Raw genomic sequence first — 17,790 nt, forward strand, 5'->3', positions numbered from 1 at the left:
GTATCGGTCGATCCGGTCAGGAAGTGGACGGCGACGTGCCACGCTGCCAGTTCGCCCCCGGCGCGACGGCGCTGATCCGGGAGAGGCTCCCGTAGTGGGAGGGCTGCTCGGTGAACTCAGCAAGAAGCTCGCCGAGCGGTGGCTGACTCTCCTCGTACTCCCAGGCGCGCTCTATTTGGCGGTCGCCGCAGCCGGACACACTCTCGGGCAGAGCGCTGCGCTGGACGTGGGACGGCTTACTCACGCGATCTCGGACGCTGCCCGGGCTCCCGTGGCGACTGCGGTAGGCGGCCAGGTCGTGCTGCTTGCTGCCATCTTGGCCGGTGCGGCCGCCGCTGGTCTTGCTGCCCAGTCCCTCGGCTCCGTTGTCGAGCGTGTGACCCTGGCTGCCGGCTGGGGTGCATGGCCGTGGTTGTTCGGTGAGTTGGCTGAGCGGTACGTGGCACGCCGGCAGCGTCGCTGGGACGCGGCACGGGCGGAGTACGAAGCTCTACGGCTTCTGGAACGCGCTCCGCGACCGGCTGACCGTCCCAGGCCCCGGGAGCGTCACCGCGCTGCCCACAGGTATGAACGTATCTCCGTGGAACGGCCTGAACGGCCGACTTGGAGTGGTGACCGGATCCACGCCACGGCGGTTCGGCTGGACCGAGATGCACATATCAATCTCCTCATCCTCTGGCCACACCTTTGGCTAGTGCTGCCGGAAGAGATACGTGGCGAGATCAGCAGGTCCCGCGCCGCGTTGGCGCGAGCTGCCGTCCTTGGTGGATGGGCCCTGCTCTATCTGCCTCTGGCCTGGTGGTGGTGGCCTGCAGCGCCGCTGGCCGCCACGATGGTGGTCGTCTCGGCACGTCGCCTCCGTGCTGCGTCGGACACCTACGCCACGTTGCTGGAGGCGTCTGTGCGCCTTCACCTGGCGGACCTGGCCGACAAGCTGCGCATCGAGGAACAGCCGATGGGTCCTCTGCTCGGTGGCGCGGTCATGCGACGGCTGAGCAGCCCGGCGCCTGCGGCGGAACCGGCTTCGTGAGTTCCGTCGAATTCAGAGGCTCGCCTCGGCATTCCTGGGCGGTGTGGCAATCAGATCTACCGGAGACGGAGATCGGGAAGTGACAGGACGGTTTATGCAGGGGCGTGAGCAGGATATCGCAAGGAAAAGCGAAGTGGAGAAGCGCATTGCCGTAGTGGAGTTACGGCTGGACCGGCTCGCCCGCGAACAAGACCCTCGGGTGGTGCTGGAGCCGGAAGCACTGGTCGAAGCCCGTCAGCTTGCCTCGATACTCCACGATGACGAGTCCGACCTGGAAGGTTACTACCTCCTCGGTTGGTTGCATGTCTCCAGGTACAAGGCACTTCCCGAAGGGGCTGGGCAGCGGGACAGAGAGGAAGCCGTCGCGAAGTTCACGCCCTGCTTCGTGTTCGGCGCAGATGAGGAGGATCTGCCGGACGAACTCCTTCCAGATGTGGCCCAGCGCGCGCTCGGCTTCGTCTGGAGGATCCAGCAAGGGATGAGTGCTTCGCCGAGCCCAGCTTTGCGCGCGAGAGTGACCGATCTCCTGCGCCGTATCGCGGCCGCTATCCCCCGTGGAAAAAGCGAGTACGCGGAAACGCTGTCCAATCTTTCCGTCATCCTGAGTTCCCACTTTGACGCGGGTGGCGAACTGGCGGATCTGGACGCGGCTATCGACGCGGCCCTGGGCGCAGTGGAAAGCACGGCAACAGGGCATCCGAAACAGCCGGGCATGCTGTCCAACTTGTCAGGTGTGCTGATGTCGCGCTTCACTCATACAGGTGCCGCGGCGGACCTGGACGGTGCGATCGAGACCGGCCGATTGGCAGTCCAAGCTTCTGTGGGCTCCGCTGTCGGCAGGGCTGGCGGGCTCAACAACCTGGGTACCGCGCTGAAGACCAGGTTCACCGAGAGCGGCATCCTGTCGGACGTGGACGCGGCGATCGAAGCCTTCCAGGAAGCCTCAGCCCTCTGTACCGAGGACCACGAGAAGGCGGGAGTTCTTCACAATCTGGGGACCGCCTGGCACGGCCGATATGAAAGCACCGGCGCGCTGGCGGATCTCGACAACGCGATCGAGTGCTGCCAGGCCGCAGTCGAGGCGGCTCCCCAGGAACATCCTGCGCGCTCCATGTTCCTGTCTGGGCTCGGCACCGTCACGCTGACTCGATTCCAACGCACTGGTGAAACAGCGTATTTGGGCCGATCTGTTATTGCGTTCCGGGAAGCTCTGGAGATACTCCCGTCGGGGCACCGGGCTCGTGGGCTTCGTCTCTCCGGCCTGGGGCAGGCTCTCCTGGCGCGATACCGCATCGGCGGCGACAGGTCCGATCTCGATACGGCGATCGAGATGAACCGCGCTGCCTCCCGGGAAATTACCCCGCATCAGACCGAGTTCAACGCGGTTCTCAACAACCTGGCCATCTCCCTCGGGCAGCGTTTCGAATGCACTGGTGACATGGACGACCTGGACGAGGCGATCAGTGCCAGTCGTGCTTCCGCTCAGGCCACCGCGGACGGTCACGTCGACCGGCCGACCCGTCTGTCCAACGTCGGTCTGATGCTGTGGACTCGGTTCAAGCACACCGGGGCGTTGTCGGACTTGAACGCCGCGATCGAGTTCGCGCACGGAGCCGTGAAGACGGCACCCCGTGAACACTCCGCCTTGGCGGCGATGTTGTCCAATCTCGGCACAGTGTTGTTGCAACGTTACGAGCGGAACGGGGACCCTCATGACATCGACGAGGTGGTCCGAAGAAACCGCGAGGTCCTCGGCATTACGGATGCAAGTAGTCCTGACCGCCCTCGCTTTCTCGCGAATCTGTGCACCGCCCTGCACACCCGTTTCCAGCGCCTTGGAGGCTTTGAGGACCTGGACGGCGCGGTCGCAGCGGGACATGACGCGACCGCTACCGTTCCGTCCCACCACCCTGAGCGCCCCAGGTACTTGTCCTTGCTGGGAGGTGTGCTGACCGTCAGGTTCGAGAGGACCGGGTCCATAGCGGATCTGGATGACGCGGTGGTTGCGTGCCAGGCTGCGCTCGACATCTCGTCCGCGGAACATCCGGAGCGCGCCGACTACCTGTTCCAGCTCGGGGCGGCCCTGTATCGCCGGTATCAGCGGACTCACACGCGGCACGACTTTGATCGCGCACTGGCCGCCCATATGGAAGGCGCGCGAGCCGACGGGGCCAGGCCCTCGATTCGTATTCGGGCCGCTCAGGCAGCGGCCTCAATGACCGGACGGTCGGATCCTGATCTCGCAGCTGATCTCTTGGCCAGCGCCGTACACCTGCTGCCCGAAGTGGCAGACCGCCGACTGAGCCGTGGTGACCAGCAGCACGCCATGGGCAAGTGGTCCGGGCTGGCCGGAGATGCGGCGGCACTGGCTCTTGCTTCTCGCGAAGGCACACTCGCTGAACGGGCGGCGCGAGCACTGCAGTTGATCGAGGTGGGTCGCGGCGTCCTCCACAGCCAGGCGTTGGACATGCGGAGCGACCTCGCAGAGCTTCGCGAGCGCCATCCCGACCTGGCCCATCGCTTCGAGGTACTTCGGGACGAGCTGGACCGGCCGATGGAATTGGCTTCCCTCACGGAGCCCGACGGACAAGTAAGCGCCGCGGTACGTGCGGTCGATGCCGAGGAGCAACGACGCAGCCGCGCCGACCAACTTCAGGCCACGCTGGGCAACATCCGAGCGCAGGAAGGATTCGCCAGCTTCGCTCGTCCCCCCGCCGTCAGTGAGCTCCTGGCACAAGCCGCCTCCGGACCGGTGGTGAGCTTCACCGTCAGCCACTACCGCAGCGACGCACTGCTGTTGACGTCCGATGGAATCGAGTCCCTGAACCTGCCCGACCTTACGTACGACCTCGTCATCGACCAGATACAGACTTTCCATAGGGCACTGGAAACCGTTGCGGATCCGCGCATGTCGCCTCTCACGCGAAAGGAGGCGCAAGCGACGCTTCACGCTGTCTTGGAGTGGCTGTGGGACGCGGCGGCCGAGCCGGTCCTGCGCAGCCTTGGTTTCACTGGTGAGCCCTCTCCCGGACAGTCGTGGCCCCGCGTCTGGTGGGCGCCTGGCGGGCTCCTCTCGCTGCTACCTCTGCACGCTGCCGGCCATCACTCCGAGTGGCTCCGGGCGGACTTGAGAGACGGGGAACCGCCGACAGTCATGGACCGTGTCGTCTCCTCGTACACCACCACGATCCGCGCACTGCACCACGCGCGCCGTCGTCACATCTCCGCGCCGTCCGTGAGCCGGTCACTGATCGTGGCCATGCCCACAACTCCGGGCGTTCAAGGACGCCTGGACCACGTCTCGGAAGAAGCCGCACTGCTGTGCGGCCTGCTGCCCGAGCCGACGCTCCTCATGGCGCCGGGTGCAGAAGCTGACGGCATGACCGTCCCCGGGCCGGAGACACGACCGACCAAGGCTCGGGTCCTGAAGGCCCTCTCCGATTCCGGGATCGTTCATTTCGCGTGCCACGGTGCCCACGACCCCGACGACCCGTCCCAGAGCTTGTTGCTTCTGCACGACCACGAACGTGATCCGCTCACGGTGGCGAGCCTTACAGGAATTAAGATGGACTCGGCCCAACTGGCCTACCTGTCAGCGTGCCGAACAGCGTTCATGGAATCTGTGGAGCTGATCGACGAGGCCATCCATCTCGCATCGGCCTTTCAGCTCGCGGGTTTTCCCCACGTCATCGGCACCCTCTGGGAGATAAACGACGAGGTGGCCTCGCATATGGCAGCTGACTTCTATGCTGAGCTCGGCGGGGTCACCGACCAGCATGGTGGCCTCGACACGGATGCGGCGGCCCGTGCTCTGCACCACACTGTGCGCAAGTTCCGTGATCGCTATCCCAAGTCCCCCTACCTCTGGGCGGCCCACGTGCACGCCGGGATCTGAACGCGGGCGGTGTCGCCGCTGAGACGCGGCATCGACATGCATACTGCTGTCGATGCCGTTTGCACCTTGGTCTCGACTGATCGTGAGTGCGCGGTGATCGGATGTCCGTGACGCGGATCTTCCGCGATGGACATGTAGAAACTCCCCAGGCTATGGCTCACATTGTGGTGGACGGGGGCCAACCAGGCCGAGGTCCGACAGGACTTGGTGAGCCAGTTCGAAGGGCTGGTTGCGGGGGCCGTGGGGTACGGAGGCGGCGGATTCGAAGCCGCGTTGTGCGGCGAGGGCTCTGGGGCCTACCAGCCCGGTGAGCCGGTAATGCCGCCAGAGGGGAACCGGCCGGCGGGCATCGACCACGATGAGGTCGGGCCGACGCCAGACGACCAGCGCCCAGGCTCCCCTGTCGGGCTCCGAGCCCGAGTCGGCCCAGGCCCCGACCAGGGACGCATCCTCGGCGGCGCCGACTGCTTCGAGTGCCACCAGCGCCGGGTTGCTGAAGCGGCCGGTGACATGGAGGAGGAGTCGTCCGTGGCGGTGTACGTCACGCCCCTTCTCGGCGAGGGACCATACGGCGTCGGCGAGGGGATCGTTCTGGACGACGTCCGACGCGACATCGAGCACGGCGGCCGGGTCGACGGCCGGGCCGAAAGCTGTGTCGAGCAGCGTCGTGTACTCCGTGACGTACGCGGAATCCACTGCGGGAAGCAGGCGGTCGACTGCCTGGGAGGCTTCGTTGAAGGCGATGGTCTCAGGCGTGATCTCGTAGCGCGGGGCGTGGCTGCGGAGCACGGCGAGGGCGACTGCGGCGAGGCTGCCGACCTGGGGCTCGATCCGCTCGGGGAGGTCGTTTCGGTTCAGTGCGCGGACGGCCTGGGAGAGCAGCGGCACCCAGTCGGTGTGCGCCGGCGGCCAGGCGCCTGCCGCGACGGTCCACAGGGTCAGCCGAACCACGAGCATGCGCTCCGGAGGGCCCAGGTGGGGAGCGAGGGCGACGAGGCGCTCCACCCAGCGCCGGTATCTACGGCGAACTTCCTGGTTCGCCTGCCGGAGGTCGGGAAGGGTGGCGGTGCTGCTCGCTTCGGCACCGGCTGCCTCGGGGTCGTGCTCTGCCGCCACGGCCTCCGCGGTGTCATCGTCGAGGGCGGCTTCGATGTCGTCGGTGAACCGCTCGTCCCAGGAGACGGGCAGCAGGTCCTGAAAGGGCGTGCTGATGTCGGTGGGCAGGGGGAGCCCCAGCGCGAAGCGCGTGAGCGGATGTCCGACGCGTCCGGCACATTTGTCCAGATAGCGCTCCCAGCCGTCCTCGTCGCCGTCCAGCGGGGCCGTCGTGACCGCACCGCCAGTGCTACTGCTCGCGGATACGCCTGCTGGGGTAGGGGTCAGTCCCGTACGGAGGGTTTCCAGGTCGCCAAGGAATCGTTCGGCGAGCCGGGGATCCGCGAACAGGTCGGGAGGCCGTGTCGTGGGGGCCTGGGACTGGGTCGGGGTCATTCGGCGCAGGGCGCGGTCAGGGTCGACGACGAACACAATGTTGCCGAAGCTCGGTACGCCGTCGCTGTCGACTACGACCAGGCGCACACGGCTGCCCGCATCGGCCGGAGCCGTCACCGTCAGCGTGGCCTGTCCGGGCGGGACATCGGCGATGCGCTCCCATGCCTCCGGCGGTGCTGCGGCCTGGGACAACTCCAGGTGAGCGGTGCCGGAGAGAGGCCGGGCCACGCTGATCTCCAGGCCGTCCGATACGCGTAGGGCACCGAGCAGCAGCGGCCCACCGCCAGCGATGGGGCGGGGAAGGGGCGGGACCGTGTGCAGCCGGGCGGCGGGCTCGTCGGTGCCGTCCGGAAGGAGGGTGGCGGGGATGGGGGTGATGACGCCGAGTTCGCAGTTGCCGCCCTCGCCCTGGGAAAGCAGCAGGGCCGCGGCCGAGAGGTTCGGGCTGCCGGTCAGGGCCCAACGCTGCCCCTCGGAGATCCACTCGACGAGTTTCCCGTGGCGGTACCGCTGGCCGTTGTCGCTGACGACGCGTCCGTCGTACTGCTTCACCAGGGCGGCGACGGACGGACCGTCGAGATCGCTGAGTCCGGGCTGGTAGGCGAGGGTGAACCGGCTCGGGCGGAAGCGTTCGAGCAGCCGCCGCAGTGCCATCGAGCGCCGGTCGTAGAAGGGCGCGAACACGGCCAGTTCGTCGACGGGCCCCTGCGGCAACTGATCGATGATCGGCGAGCGCAGACTGCTGACGACACGGACCTGTGACGCCGCAGGTGTCCTGTCGCGGTGGAGCCGGTCCAGCAGCGCTGCGACCCGACCCAGCGCCTGTGGCACTCCGGCGGAGAACCTCACCTTTTCCGGGAGGTCGCGCAGCCATGCCGACAGCTCCGGAACTGCCGTGGGACTCTGCTCGCCGTCCACCCGCAGAACCGTCCACAGTTCGGCGTTGGCCTGCCAGCCGGCCAGCGTGGTGTTGCCGGAGCCGAGGGCGATGGTGGCGTGCTCCGGTCCGGCAAGGACCATCAGCTTGGGATGGAACGCGGCACCCTGGGCGTACGCCAGACCGGCGAGGTAGCTGCGGCCGGCCCGCCGGACGGACCGGGGATCGTTCCGGGTCATGGAGACGTCTCCCGCCACCGTGACGCGTGCGCCGGTGGCCTGGGTGACGCCGAGGGCTACCTCCTCGAAGAAGCCGAGATCGGCGGTGAAGCTGAGGAAGAGCGCCTCTTCCAGGTTCCGCCCGCCCGTGCGCTCCTCATCAAGGATGAGGGTCAACGGAGAGGCGAACGCGGTTGGTGGCTCCACCACGACCGGTGCCGGTGCGGTCTCAGTCAACGAGAGCCCTCCCGCTCCTGGTCACCGACCAGTGCTGGTCGTCGTAGTGCAGCACGCCGCATGTGGCCAGGACGGTCCCGAGCTGGTCCAGCCGTAGCCCGACGTCACCGCGCCCCTCCTGGCTCGTCCGGTACAGCAGCCCGCCCCGTTCGTGCAGCCGGGTCGGTAACCACAACGTGCCGTCTGCACGTCGGCGGGCCTTGGCCAGCGCGATCCGCTGCGACCGCGCCACCAGGTCGTAGGTGAGTCGGCGGGCGACATCGCGCAGTTTCATGGGCCGGGCTTCGTCAAGCCGCCGCTGGACCCATTCCGGGCCGAGCTCGACACCACGCTGGCCTAGGAACGCGTCCCGGACCCGACCGGTGAGTTCGTCCACCCGACGGGCGCTGGTGGCCAGCACCCGCAGTTCGGCGACAGGCAAGGGATCACCCGCCCACCGCAGGTCATGCTCGGCGGGCAATGGCGTTCCGACCGTGCTCTGCGTCGCGGGCAGAGAGGACAGGAACGCATCCACCGTCATGTCCGGAAGCTCCGCGGCGAAGCGGTCGGCCACTTCCTCGATCGGCACCAGCCCGTCGACCTGCTCCACGAGCCAGGACCACAGGCGGCGCCAGGCTCCGACGGAGTAGTTGCGCAGCACCACTCCGCGCCAGGCACCGGCCGCGTCGATGCCGCTGGTGACAGGATCACTGGTCAGGAAGTCGCCGAAAGCGAGCACCTGGCCGATATCGCGGGTGAAATATCGGACGGGATGTGTGGCGACCACACGAGCCAGAAGCTGAATCGTCTGGCGTCGCGTTGCCGAGCGGGAGCCTGCTTCGGCCGGTCCACCGGGCTCGCACATGAGGTTCGCCAGCCACTCCCCATCGGGATGCTCACCGCCCGCGCATACGCACAGCCGGTCCCCGAAGGAGGCGAGATCATCCACGTCCAGCGTGTCCTCGGCGGCCAGTTCGAGCAGCCCGCCCAGCCCCGCTCGTAGTGCCGCGGTCTCCAACCGCGGTCCGGGAACCGGTATGGGGCCCGCACCGAGGATGCCGAGCGCGACCTCGGATCCGGCGTACGGTGCCCAGAACCCCCACGAGTTGCCCACGTACCCGTCCTTGCCCGGGACCTCGGCTTCGGACATGGTGACCGTCCCGGAGTGCAGCCGCCGGGCAAGGGCATCGACCCCATGAGCACGCGGCAGCCAGTCCAGAGCCTGTGGATGATGCGCGAACGACACGGCGGCCAAGGCCACTTCCGCGCGGCGCAGCAGAGTCTGGGCGGCCGGGACCGTCAGGTCCTCCCCGCCGGCTTGCGCCGCGATCAGCCCGTGCAGTGCGTAGTAACGCCCGTGCGGCGTCTGCGTGGTCACCCCGGGGACCAGGTGATCGACCATGCGCGCCACATGCCGCTCCACCGAGAGCGGATAACGGCCCGCGGCGACGTCCAGTCCGGGGCGGCTCCAGCCCGGTCCGTCCACGGGCTCCGGTGTTTGCCCCTTCGCACCGACGGCGACCATGCCCTCGACCATTTCCCGCTGTCACCCCCTCAGCGCTGTTCAGTCGGGAAACCGATCCGTCATTCTGGCGCATCTCTTGGCGCAGCGGCACTTCGGATGGGAATCCCCAGTCGGACGAGGCAGTGGGGTACCTCTGCTGGGAACCTGATAACCGTCATTATCAAATGACGGCGCCTTCGCCTCGCCGGGGTCGGCGTATCGTCATGAGGTGTCGGGCGGAATCTGCTGCAAACGAAGCCGTGACGCAAGACAAGGCCCAGCCTGACGGCCGAAGCGGCTGATGTGACGATAGACGAACGGGGGAAGGATGCGCATCGTGGTCACTGGTCTGCCGGACCCGGCACGCCGCTCCCCCGGGCCGCTGCCCCTCCTGGTGTCGATGTCCGACATCGCGACGTTCGCCCGGGTGAAGCGCCCTGTCGTGTCCACCTGGCGCCGACGCCATCCGGACTTCCCCGCCGCCGTATCCGAGAACTCGGGACGGCCGCTGTTCGACGGCGCACAGGTGACCGACTGGCTGATCGCCTCCGGCCTGGGCAACGCCGCCCCGCAGGAGCTCCGGTCCGAGCTGGCCCTCTTCGGCATCATCGCGCTGCGGGACCGCTTCACGCCGTGGCAGCTGGTCGAGACGCTGGGCAGTCTGCTGTGCCTGCGCCGGCTCGACGGCCGGCCACTGGCCGACGACGCGAACGTCTCCCCGGCCTCCCCGCCCGACGTCGAAGCCGACGAGGCCCTCTGGTCCGCGCTGCTGCGCCGAGCCGAACGGATCGACGCCGAGGACGATTTCGTACTCCGCGAGTTTCGCTCGATCGACGCCACGGCGGCCCCGCTCGTCCGCCTCGCCGAGGGCCTGATCGAGTCCGCCTACGACGAGCGGGGCGCGTACGAGTGGCTGCTCGCCGCCCGCTCCCGGCTCGGACTGGACTCCCTCGCCGCCGACGCGGTCACCCCGGAGCTGCGGAGACTGCTCACCCAGGTCACCGATCTCCGCGTCCGTCTTGAGCGAGGCGAGTCTCTCACCCTCGCCGACCCGCATGCCCGCGCCGGCGACCTGCTCGCCGCGCTCCTCGACGACACGGAGGACCGCGACCGCGTCACCGTCCTCGCTGCCGACCCCGATGACCGGCTCACCCGCATCACCCGTCGCCGCTTCCTGCTGGCGGGCGTAAGCGAACTCGACCTGGACGTGCAAACCGGCTCCGACCTGGAGGAACGCTTCGCGGACCCAGACATCGTCGTCACTCAGCTCCCGTACCGCCCGGGCGAGGACCGCTCGGTGCTCGCCGCCCTGACGGAGCTCGAACGCGTCGCCTACCTCCTCCGCCCCGGCTGCACGGCCCTCGTCCTCGGACCGGCCGACGCGCTCGTCGACGATCTGAAGAGCACGGAGGCCGCCCAGCTCCGCTCGGCTCTCCTGCGCGAGAACATCGTCGAGTCGGTCATCGCCCTTCCCGGCGGGGTCCTGCCCTTCCGCCCCGGCTACCGTCCCGCGCTGTGGACGCTCACACGCGGTCCCGTCCGGGAGGCGGAGGGCATGGTCTTACTGGCCGACATCAGCTCGGAACAGCTAACGCCGGGTGTGCGCATGCGGCTCGCCGAGGACGTCCTCCTCTGGCGGGCGGAAGGCTTCCGAGGACTCGACGGTCACGACCCACGCTACGGCCGTGTGGTCCCCGTCGCCGACCTTGACCGGGCCTTCGGCGGCCCCCTGACCCCGCCCGCGCCACCAGCCTCGGCGATCTGGTCCGACAAGGTCACCGAACGCCCCGCCCTGATCGCCGAGGCCGAGGCCCGCCTGGAGCGTGCGACGGCGGACACGCACGCGTACGAGGAGGAGCGGGGGCCCTACCGAGGGGCCGTGTTGCGCAGGATCGGCCGCCTGCCCGGCCGCACCACCCTCGGCAAGCTGATCACTGAACGCAGGGTGATCCGGCTCCCCGGCCACCGTATCGACGAGAAGGACCTCACCCGCGACGGGCACCACACCGTCCTGGGCTCGGAGGAGATCACCGGTCGACAGCCTGTGGGCGGACGCCGTATCGACCGCCTGGTGCTGGCGACGGCGTACGAACGAGCGGCGCTGACCGAGCCCGGTGACGTCGTCTACACCCTCGCGCCCCGCCTCGGCGTGTACGTCGACCACGACGGCTTCTCGGTCGTTGCGTTCCCCGCCCGCATCCTCCGAGCCAACGCCGACGCCGCCCGCCCGCTCACCCCCCGGGTCCTGGCGGCCCTGCTCGGCGCGGCCCGTGGCACGGCCCGCAGCCCCAGCGCGGTACGCCCGGCCCGCCGTATCGAGGACTACCATCTCCCCGACCTCGACCCGGACGAGGTGCACCGCTTCGACGCCCTCCTGGCCGAGACCGAACGCCGGGAACGCCTGCTGCGCGCCCAGTCCGACGCCCTCGCCGAGGCCCGCGGCCTGACGATCGCGGGTCTGGCCGACGGCACCCTCACGCTCGCCGATCCACACACTCCCGTCATCAACCGTACCTAGCCGACCAGTTGGAAGAAGGAACGATGCCTCCCCGCAAGCGAGCCGCGGCAGCCGCCGGACAGGGCGAACTGCTCAGTGTCTCCAGCACCAAAGAGATCCAGGACATCCTGTGGAAGGCCGCGGACAAGCTCCGTGGCTCCATGGACGCCGCCCAGTACAAGGAGTTCGTGCTCGGCCTGGTCTTCCTGAAGTACGTCTCCGACGCCTTCACCGAACGACGCGAGGAACTGGCGGCCGACCCCGAGCTGGCTCAGATCCCCGAGCACCGCCGGGCGGCCTTCCTTGAGGAGAAGGACGAGTACACGGAGAAGAACGTCTTCTGGGTGCCCCCAACCGCCCGCTGGGACCACATCTCCGAGAACGCGGCCAGCGCGGACGGCGGCGTCGGCAAGCTCCTCGACGAGGCCATGGACGAGGTGATGAAGGCCAACAAGACCCTCACCGGCGTCCTCCCGAAGATCTTCAACCGCGACAACGTCGACCAGAAGCGACTCAAGGAACTCGTCGACCTGATCAGCGACGCCCGCTTCACGGGCCATGGCGACCGCCCGGCGCAGGACGTGCTGGGCGAGACGTACGAGTACTTCCTAGAGAAGTTCGCCCGCGCCGAGGGCAAGCGGGCCGGCGAGTTCTACACGCCGGCGAGTGTGGTGCGCCTGATCGTCGAGGTGCTGGAGCCGTACGAGGGGCGGGTGTACGACCCGGCCTGCGGCTCGGGCGGCATGTTCGTGCAGAGCGGCAAGTTCGTCGCGAAGCGGCGCGGCAAGGACCACACGCACGACATCGCGGTCTACGGCCAGGAGGCCAACGAGCGCACCTGGCGCCTGGCCAAGATGAACCTCGCCATCCACGGCATGGACCCGAAGGGCGTAGGCGATCGCTGGGCGGACACATTCGCGGATGACAAACTGCCGGATCTGAAGGCCGACTTCGTGATGGCAAACCCGCCGTTCAACATGTCCGACTGGGCACGGAAGACGGACGACAGGCGGTGGCGGTACGGGGTTCCACCACAATCGAACGCCAACTACGCGTGGCTCCAGCACATCGTCTCCAAGCTGGGGGACAGGGGCAGCGCGGGCGTGGTCCTGTCCAATGGCTCGATGTCGTCGAAGCAGTCCGGCGAGGGGGAGATCCGGGCGGCGATGGTCGAGGCGGACCTAGTGTCTTGCATGATCGTGTTGCCGGGAAATTTGTTCCGCACCACTCCAATTCCGGCTTGCCTGTGGTTCCTTGCAAAGGATAAGTCGCCGCAGGGTTCAAAGAATTTCAACGACCGCCGAAGCCAGGTTCTTTTCATCGATGCGCGAGCAATGGGTTCACTTCTTGACCGAACAGAGCGGATCCTCACGGACGGCGACTTGGAGAAGATCTCCGACTCGTACCATGCGTGGCGCGGAACCCAGTCAGCAAAGGAAAAGGGTCTCTCCTATGAGAATGTTCCTGGATACTGCTACAGCGCGTCTCTGGAGGAGATCAAGAAGCATGACTATCTGCTGACTCCAGGATTGTATGTGGGTACAGCAGAGGCTGATCATGACCCGGATGCAGAACCCGCGGATGAACGTATCGCACGACTAACGAAAGAGCTGTTCGCTCAACTTGACGAGTCGGCACGGTTGGATGCTGCAGTGCGGGCACAATTGGGGCGTATCGATGGCTGAGTGGCGTCAGACAACCTTGGACCAGCTGGTCAAGCTCCAGCGTGGGCATGACCTGCCAACGTCTCTGAGGAAGCCTGGAGCTGTGCCCGTTGTGGGCGCAGCGGGCCCAAGCGGAACTCATGACACAGCAATCGTGAAGGCGCCAGGAGTCGTGCTTGGGCGCGCTGGCGCTTCCATGGGAACAGCAACGTATTGCGACGTAGATTTCTGGCCCCTCAATACGTCGCTTTACGTAACAGACTTCTTGGGAAATGATCCCAGGTTCGTTTACTACCTGCTCGATCTGCTCGACTTTTCTGGGTACAATTCCGGTGCCGCTCAACCCATGTTGAATCGGAATTATATTACTCAAATCGAGATTTCTTTGCCGCAACCTCAGGAGCAGAAGAATATCGCTGCCGTGGTTGGCGCCCTGGAAGACAAGATCTCGTTCAACCAGCGCCTCGCCATCACTGTCGAGTCTCTACTTCGCAGTATGTACGACTCAACCAGAGATGGAGCTGATGTTGTTCGTCTTGATCGGATTGGATCCCTGGTTCGCGACTCAGTGAAGCCGGAGGACCTAACAGGGGAAGAACCCTACATCGGCCTGGAGCACATGCCACGCAGGAGTATCTGGCTTGGAGAGTGGGGAAAGGCGTTGGAGGTGAGCAGCAACAAGAATAGGTTCGCAAGAGGAGATATTCTCTTCGGTAAGTTGCGCCCCTACTTTCATAAAGTGGGCCTTGCTCAGGCTGCCGGTATTTGTTCGACAGACATCATCGTGGTGCGTGCGACGGAAGACGCGTATCAATGTTGGCTTCTGATGGCGCTCTCCAGTGACGAGGTTGTTGCCCACGCAACTGCACGTAGCGGTGGCACGCGAATGCCTCGCGCTAAGTGGTCTGACCTTGCCGCTTTTGAGGTTCCTTGGCCCGGTCCGGAGGAAAGGGCGCGCTTTGAGGCGACGGCCTCTCCCCTGATTGAGAGAGCGGTGCGTGGCTCTGAAGAGAGCCGCACCCTAGCAGCCCTCCGCGACGCCCTCCTCCCCCAACTAATGTCCGGCAAGCTCCGCGTCCGCGAAGCCGAGAAGATCGTGGAGGACGCCGTATGACCACAGAAAGCGGCATTGAGCCCACTCACACACCCGCCCACCTCGACGCCAAAATGACCGAGGCCACCTGGGAGCACCTGGCCCTGGATGAACTCGCGCAACTTGCCTGGGAGAAAAGGACCGGCAAAGACCTCGCCCCCGGCACCGGCCACCGCCGAGACTGGGACGACCTGATCCTCCACGACGAGCTCCAAGCAGCCATCGAGAAGCTGAACCCGGAGCTGACCTCCACCGCCGTCCACGAGGCGACGCGCATCGCCACCGACCCCACCTCCCGCGAGGCATACCCAGAAAACAAGCAGGCCCACGAATACCTGACCACCGGCATCCGCCTCACCTACACCGACGAGTTCGGCGCCGAGCAGACCCCCACCGTCCGCCTCGTCGACTTCACGGACCCCGACGCGAACAGCTACCTCGCCGTCAACCAGGTCACGGTCAGGGACACCGACGGCAGCCACCGCCGCTTCGACATCATTCTGTACGTCAACGGTCTCCCCCTCGCCGTCGTCGAACTCAAGAGCGCCTCCGACGAGAACGCGACCCTCAAGTCCGCGCACGCCCAACTCCAGACGTACGTCTCGGAGTTCCCGATCGCGTTCCGCTACAACGTCCTGTGCCTGGTCTCGGACGGCATAACCGCCAAGTACGGCACAGCGTTCACGCCGTACGAGCACTTCGCGCCCTGGAACGTCGACCACGAGGGCGAACGCGTCGACACCAACGAGCCCGGCTACGACGGCCTCGACGCGCTGAACCTGGCTCTCCAGGGCCTGTTCACACAGGAGCGGTTCCTCTCCCTCACCCGCAACTTCGTCAACTTCCCCCCGCCCAAGCCGGGCGAGCCACTCTCCGGTAAGCGCATCGCGAAGCCGCACCAGTACTTCGCGGTGAACAAGGCGGTGGACGCCGTCGTCGAGGCGTCGCGGACGAACGGCCAGGCCGGCGTCGTCTGGCACACGCAAGGCGCGGGCAAGTCGGAGGAGATGGTGGAGACGGCGGCGCTCGTCGCCCGTCACCCGGCCCTCAACAACCCCACCATCGTCGTCATCACCGACCGCAACGACCTCGACGACCAGCTCTACGACACCTTCCTCGACAGCGAGTCTCTGCTCGGGCAGAAGGCCCACCAGATCGACACACGCGAGGAGTTGCGCACCGAGCTGACGCGGCGCAACGTCGGCGGGATCGTCTTCACCACCCTCCAGAAGTTCGGCCTGAGCAAGGAGGAGAAGGACGCCGGCAAGTCGCACCCGCTTCTCTCCGAGCGCCGCAATATCCTGGTGATCGTCGATGAGGCGCACCGCTCGCACTACGACAGCCTCGACGGTTATGCCCGCCACCTGCGCGATGCCCTGCCGTACGCCACCCTGCTCGCCTTCACCGGTACGCCGATCTCAAAGGCCGAGGCCGACACGCGTGCCGTCTTCGGCGAGTACATCGACATCTACGACCTGAAGCGCGCCGTGGACGACGGGGCCACGGTCCGCGTCTTCCACGAGCCGCGTGTCATCAAGGTCGACCTGCCCAAGGGTGTCGACCCGAACACGCTCGACGAGCAGGCCAACACCCTCACCGAGGGCATGGACGACGCCGAACGCCGCCGCGCCATCCAGTACGCCACGACGATGAACACCATCTACGGCTCCGAGGACCGCATAGCGAAGCTCGCCGACGACCTGATCGCCCACTGGGAGCAGCGCCGCGAGCTGGTCAAGCCCGACATCGGCGCCCCGGGCAAGGCGATGATCGTGTGCGCGACCCGCGAGATCTGCGTACGGGTCTTCGACGCGCTGGCCGAGCGGCGGCCCGGCTGGGTCAGTGACGAGGTCGACAAGGGCGTCATGAAGATCGTCTTCCACGGCGACCGCTCCGACCCCGAGCACATGCGCAAGCACTCGCTGCGCAAGTCCCAGCAGAAGGTCGTCCAGAAGCGGGCCAGGAACGCCGACGACGAGCTGGAACTGCTCATCGTCCACTCGATGCTGCTCACCGGCTACGACGCGCCGCCCATCCACACCCTGTACATGGACCGCCCGATGCAGGGCGCCAACCTGATGCAGGCGCTCGCCCGCGTCAACCGCCGTTTCCGCGGCAAACAGGACGGCCTGCTCGTCGGCTACGCACCCCTCACCGACAACCTCACCAAGGCCCTGCGCGAGTACTCGGACCAGGACCGCAAGGACCAGACCCTCGGCGCGGACATCGAACGGGCCGTCACCGAGGTCAAGAACGAGCTGGCCACCATCAAGGGGCTGCTGGCCGGGAGCCGTTGGAAGGAGTGGCTGGCCGATACTGGCCGCCCCGACTCCCGCAAGCGCGCGCTGCGCCTGACCGCCGACTTCCTGCGCGACCCGAAGAACCCAGGCAACAAGGTCGAGCCCCCCGCCAAGCCGCTCTCCGTCCGCTTCAAGGACAGCGCGGCCCGGCTGGACCGCTTCTACCGTGTCTGCGCGATGAGCAAGGAGATCGCCGAGCGCTGCGAGGACCTGGACGACTGGCGTCGGGACATCTCCTTCTTCAGCGAGGTCCGGGCATGGATGATCAAGCTCGACGCCGCCCAGCGCGAGGCGAGCGGGGAGCCCCTCAGCGCCGAGGTCCAGCGTTACCTGCAAGCACTAGCAGCCTCGGTCGTCGACGCAGACGAGATCACCGACCTGTACGCGGAGGCCGGCATCGGCCGGTTGGACATCACCCGCCTCAACGAGGCTCAACTGCGGAAGCTGGAGAACTCCGAGACCCCCCACCTGGTCACCGAGGCCCTGCGCCGCATGATCCAGCAGAAGATGCGCGAGGTGACCAAGCACAACGTCGTCCGCAACGAGAGCTTCACCGAGCGCCTGAACGACCTGATGAAGCGGTACATGCTCCAGCAGCTCACCAGCGCCCAGGTGATCGCCGAACTCGCCGCCCTGGCACGGGAGGTGTCCGCGGAGGCCCGCCGCGGCGAGCGGTTCGATCCGCCGCTGACCCACGCCGAGCTGGCCTTCTACGACGCTGTAGCGCACCGTGACATGGCCGAGGTGATGGAGGGCGGCGACGACACCCTCGCCAAGATCGCCCGTGCCCTCGTCAAGGACATCCAGAAGAACCTGTCCGTCGACTGGCTCTCCCGCGAACCCGTCCGAGCCAAGCTCCGCACCCGTATCCGCCGCGTGCTGGCGATGTTCGACTATCCGCCGGAAGAGGAGCGCGAGGCGATCGACCTGGTCCTCAAGCAGATGGAGATCGTGGCCGCCCTGTGGGCGCCCGCTGCGAAGTAGCAACGCATGCGGGAGGGCGCC

At 66.9% G+C, this 17,790-nt stretch carries 9 protein-coding genes; 6 read left to right on the top strand and 3 right to left on the bottom strand.

What is annotated here, in order from left to right:
• Positions 1-16: 16 nt before the first annotated feature.
• Positions 17-244: a hypothetical protein gene (locus ACIQGV_RS12600; protein WP_143672675.1), complete on the bottom strand. Its 228-nt coding sequence runs from the start codon at positions 242-244 to the stop codon at positions 17-19.
• Positions 245-742: 498 nt separating this feature from the next.
• Here ACIQGV_RS12600 and ACIQGV_RS12605 point away from each other — a divergent pair, with 498 nt between their 5' ends.
• Together ACIQGV_RS12605 and ACIQGV_RS12610 are read left to right on the top strand one after the other, a co-directional pair.
• Positions 743-1,030, top strand: a complete 288-nt coding sequence (locus ACIQGV_RS12605) for a hypothetical protein (RefSeq protein WP_393291245.1) — start codon at positions 743-745, stop codon at positions 1,028-1,030.
• A gap of 133 nt (positions 1,031-1,163) precedes the next feature.
• The gene (locus tag ACIQGV_RS12610) at positions 1,164-4,925 is read left to right on the top strand and encodes a CHAT domain-containing protein (protein ID WP_402493714.1); all 3,762 of its coding nucleotides are present in this window, start codon (positions 1,164-1,166) and stop codon (positions 4,923-4,925) included.
• Between the two features lie 150 nt (positions 4,926-5,075).
• Here ACIQGV_RS12610 and ACIQGV_RS12615 read toward each other — a convergent pair whose 3' ends face one another.
• Both ACIQGV_RS12615 and ACIQGV_RS12620 read right to left on the bottom strand, forming a co-directional pair.
• The gene (locus ACIQGV_RS12615; protein WP_402493716.1) at positions 5,076-7,748 is read right to left on the bottom strand and encodes a hypothetical protein; all 2,673 of its coding nucleotides are present in this window, start codon (positions 7,746-7,748) and stop codon (positions 5,076-5,078) included.
• A complete protein-coding gene (locus tag ACIQGV_RS12620) occupies positions 7,741-9,264 on the bottom strand; it encodes a hypothetical protein (protein WP_402493719.1) in 1,524 nt (507 codons plus the stop codon). The genes ACIQGV_RS12615 and ACIQGV_RS12620 overlap by 8 nt, the downstream gene beginning before the upstream one ends.
• 304 nt (positions 9,265-9,568) lie before the next feature.
• Between ACIQGV_RS12620 and ACIQGV_RS12625 the strand changes: the two genes are divergently transcribed.
• Genes ACIQGV_RS12625 through ACIQGV_RS12640 form a run of 4 tightly spaced genes read left to right on the top strand, consistent with a single transcriptional unit; the run spans position 9,569 to position 17,769 of the window.
• Complete coding sequence (locus ACIQGV_RS12625) at positions 9,569-11,749, top strand: hypothetical protein (RefSeq protein WP_402493721.1); 2,181 nt, start codon at positions 9,569-9,571, stop codon at positions 11,747-11,749.
• Positions 11,750-11,772: 23 nt separating this feature from the next.
• A complete protein-coding gene (locus tag ACIQGV_RS12630; protein ID WP_402493724.1) occupies positions 11,773-13,413 on the top strand; it encodes an N-6 DNA methylase in 1,641 nt (546 codons plus the stop codon).
• Complete coding sequence (locus ACIQGV_RS12635; protein WP_402493726.1) at positions 13,406-14,506, top strand: restriction endonuclease subunit S; 1,101 nt, start codon at positions 13,406-13,408, stop codon at positions 14,504-14,506. Before ACIQGV_RS12630 ends, ACIQGV_RS12635 begins: the two co-directional genes overlap by 8 nt.
• On the top strand, positions 14,503-17,769 hold the full coding sequence (locus tag ACIQGV_RS12640; protein WP_402493729.1) for a type I restriction endonuclease subunit R: 3,267 nt from the start codon (positions 14,503-14,505) through the stop codon (positions 17,767-17,769). Before ACIQGV_RS12635 ends, ACIQGV_RS12640 begins: the two co-directional genes overlap by 4 nt.
• Positions 17,770-17,790 lie beyond the last annotated feature (21 nt).

The organism is Streptomyces sp. NPDC093094 (assembly GCF_044754345.1).
Classification (GTDB): domain Bacteria; phylum Actinomycetota; class Actinomycetes; order Streptomycetales; family Streptomycetaceae; genus Streptomyces.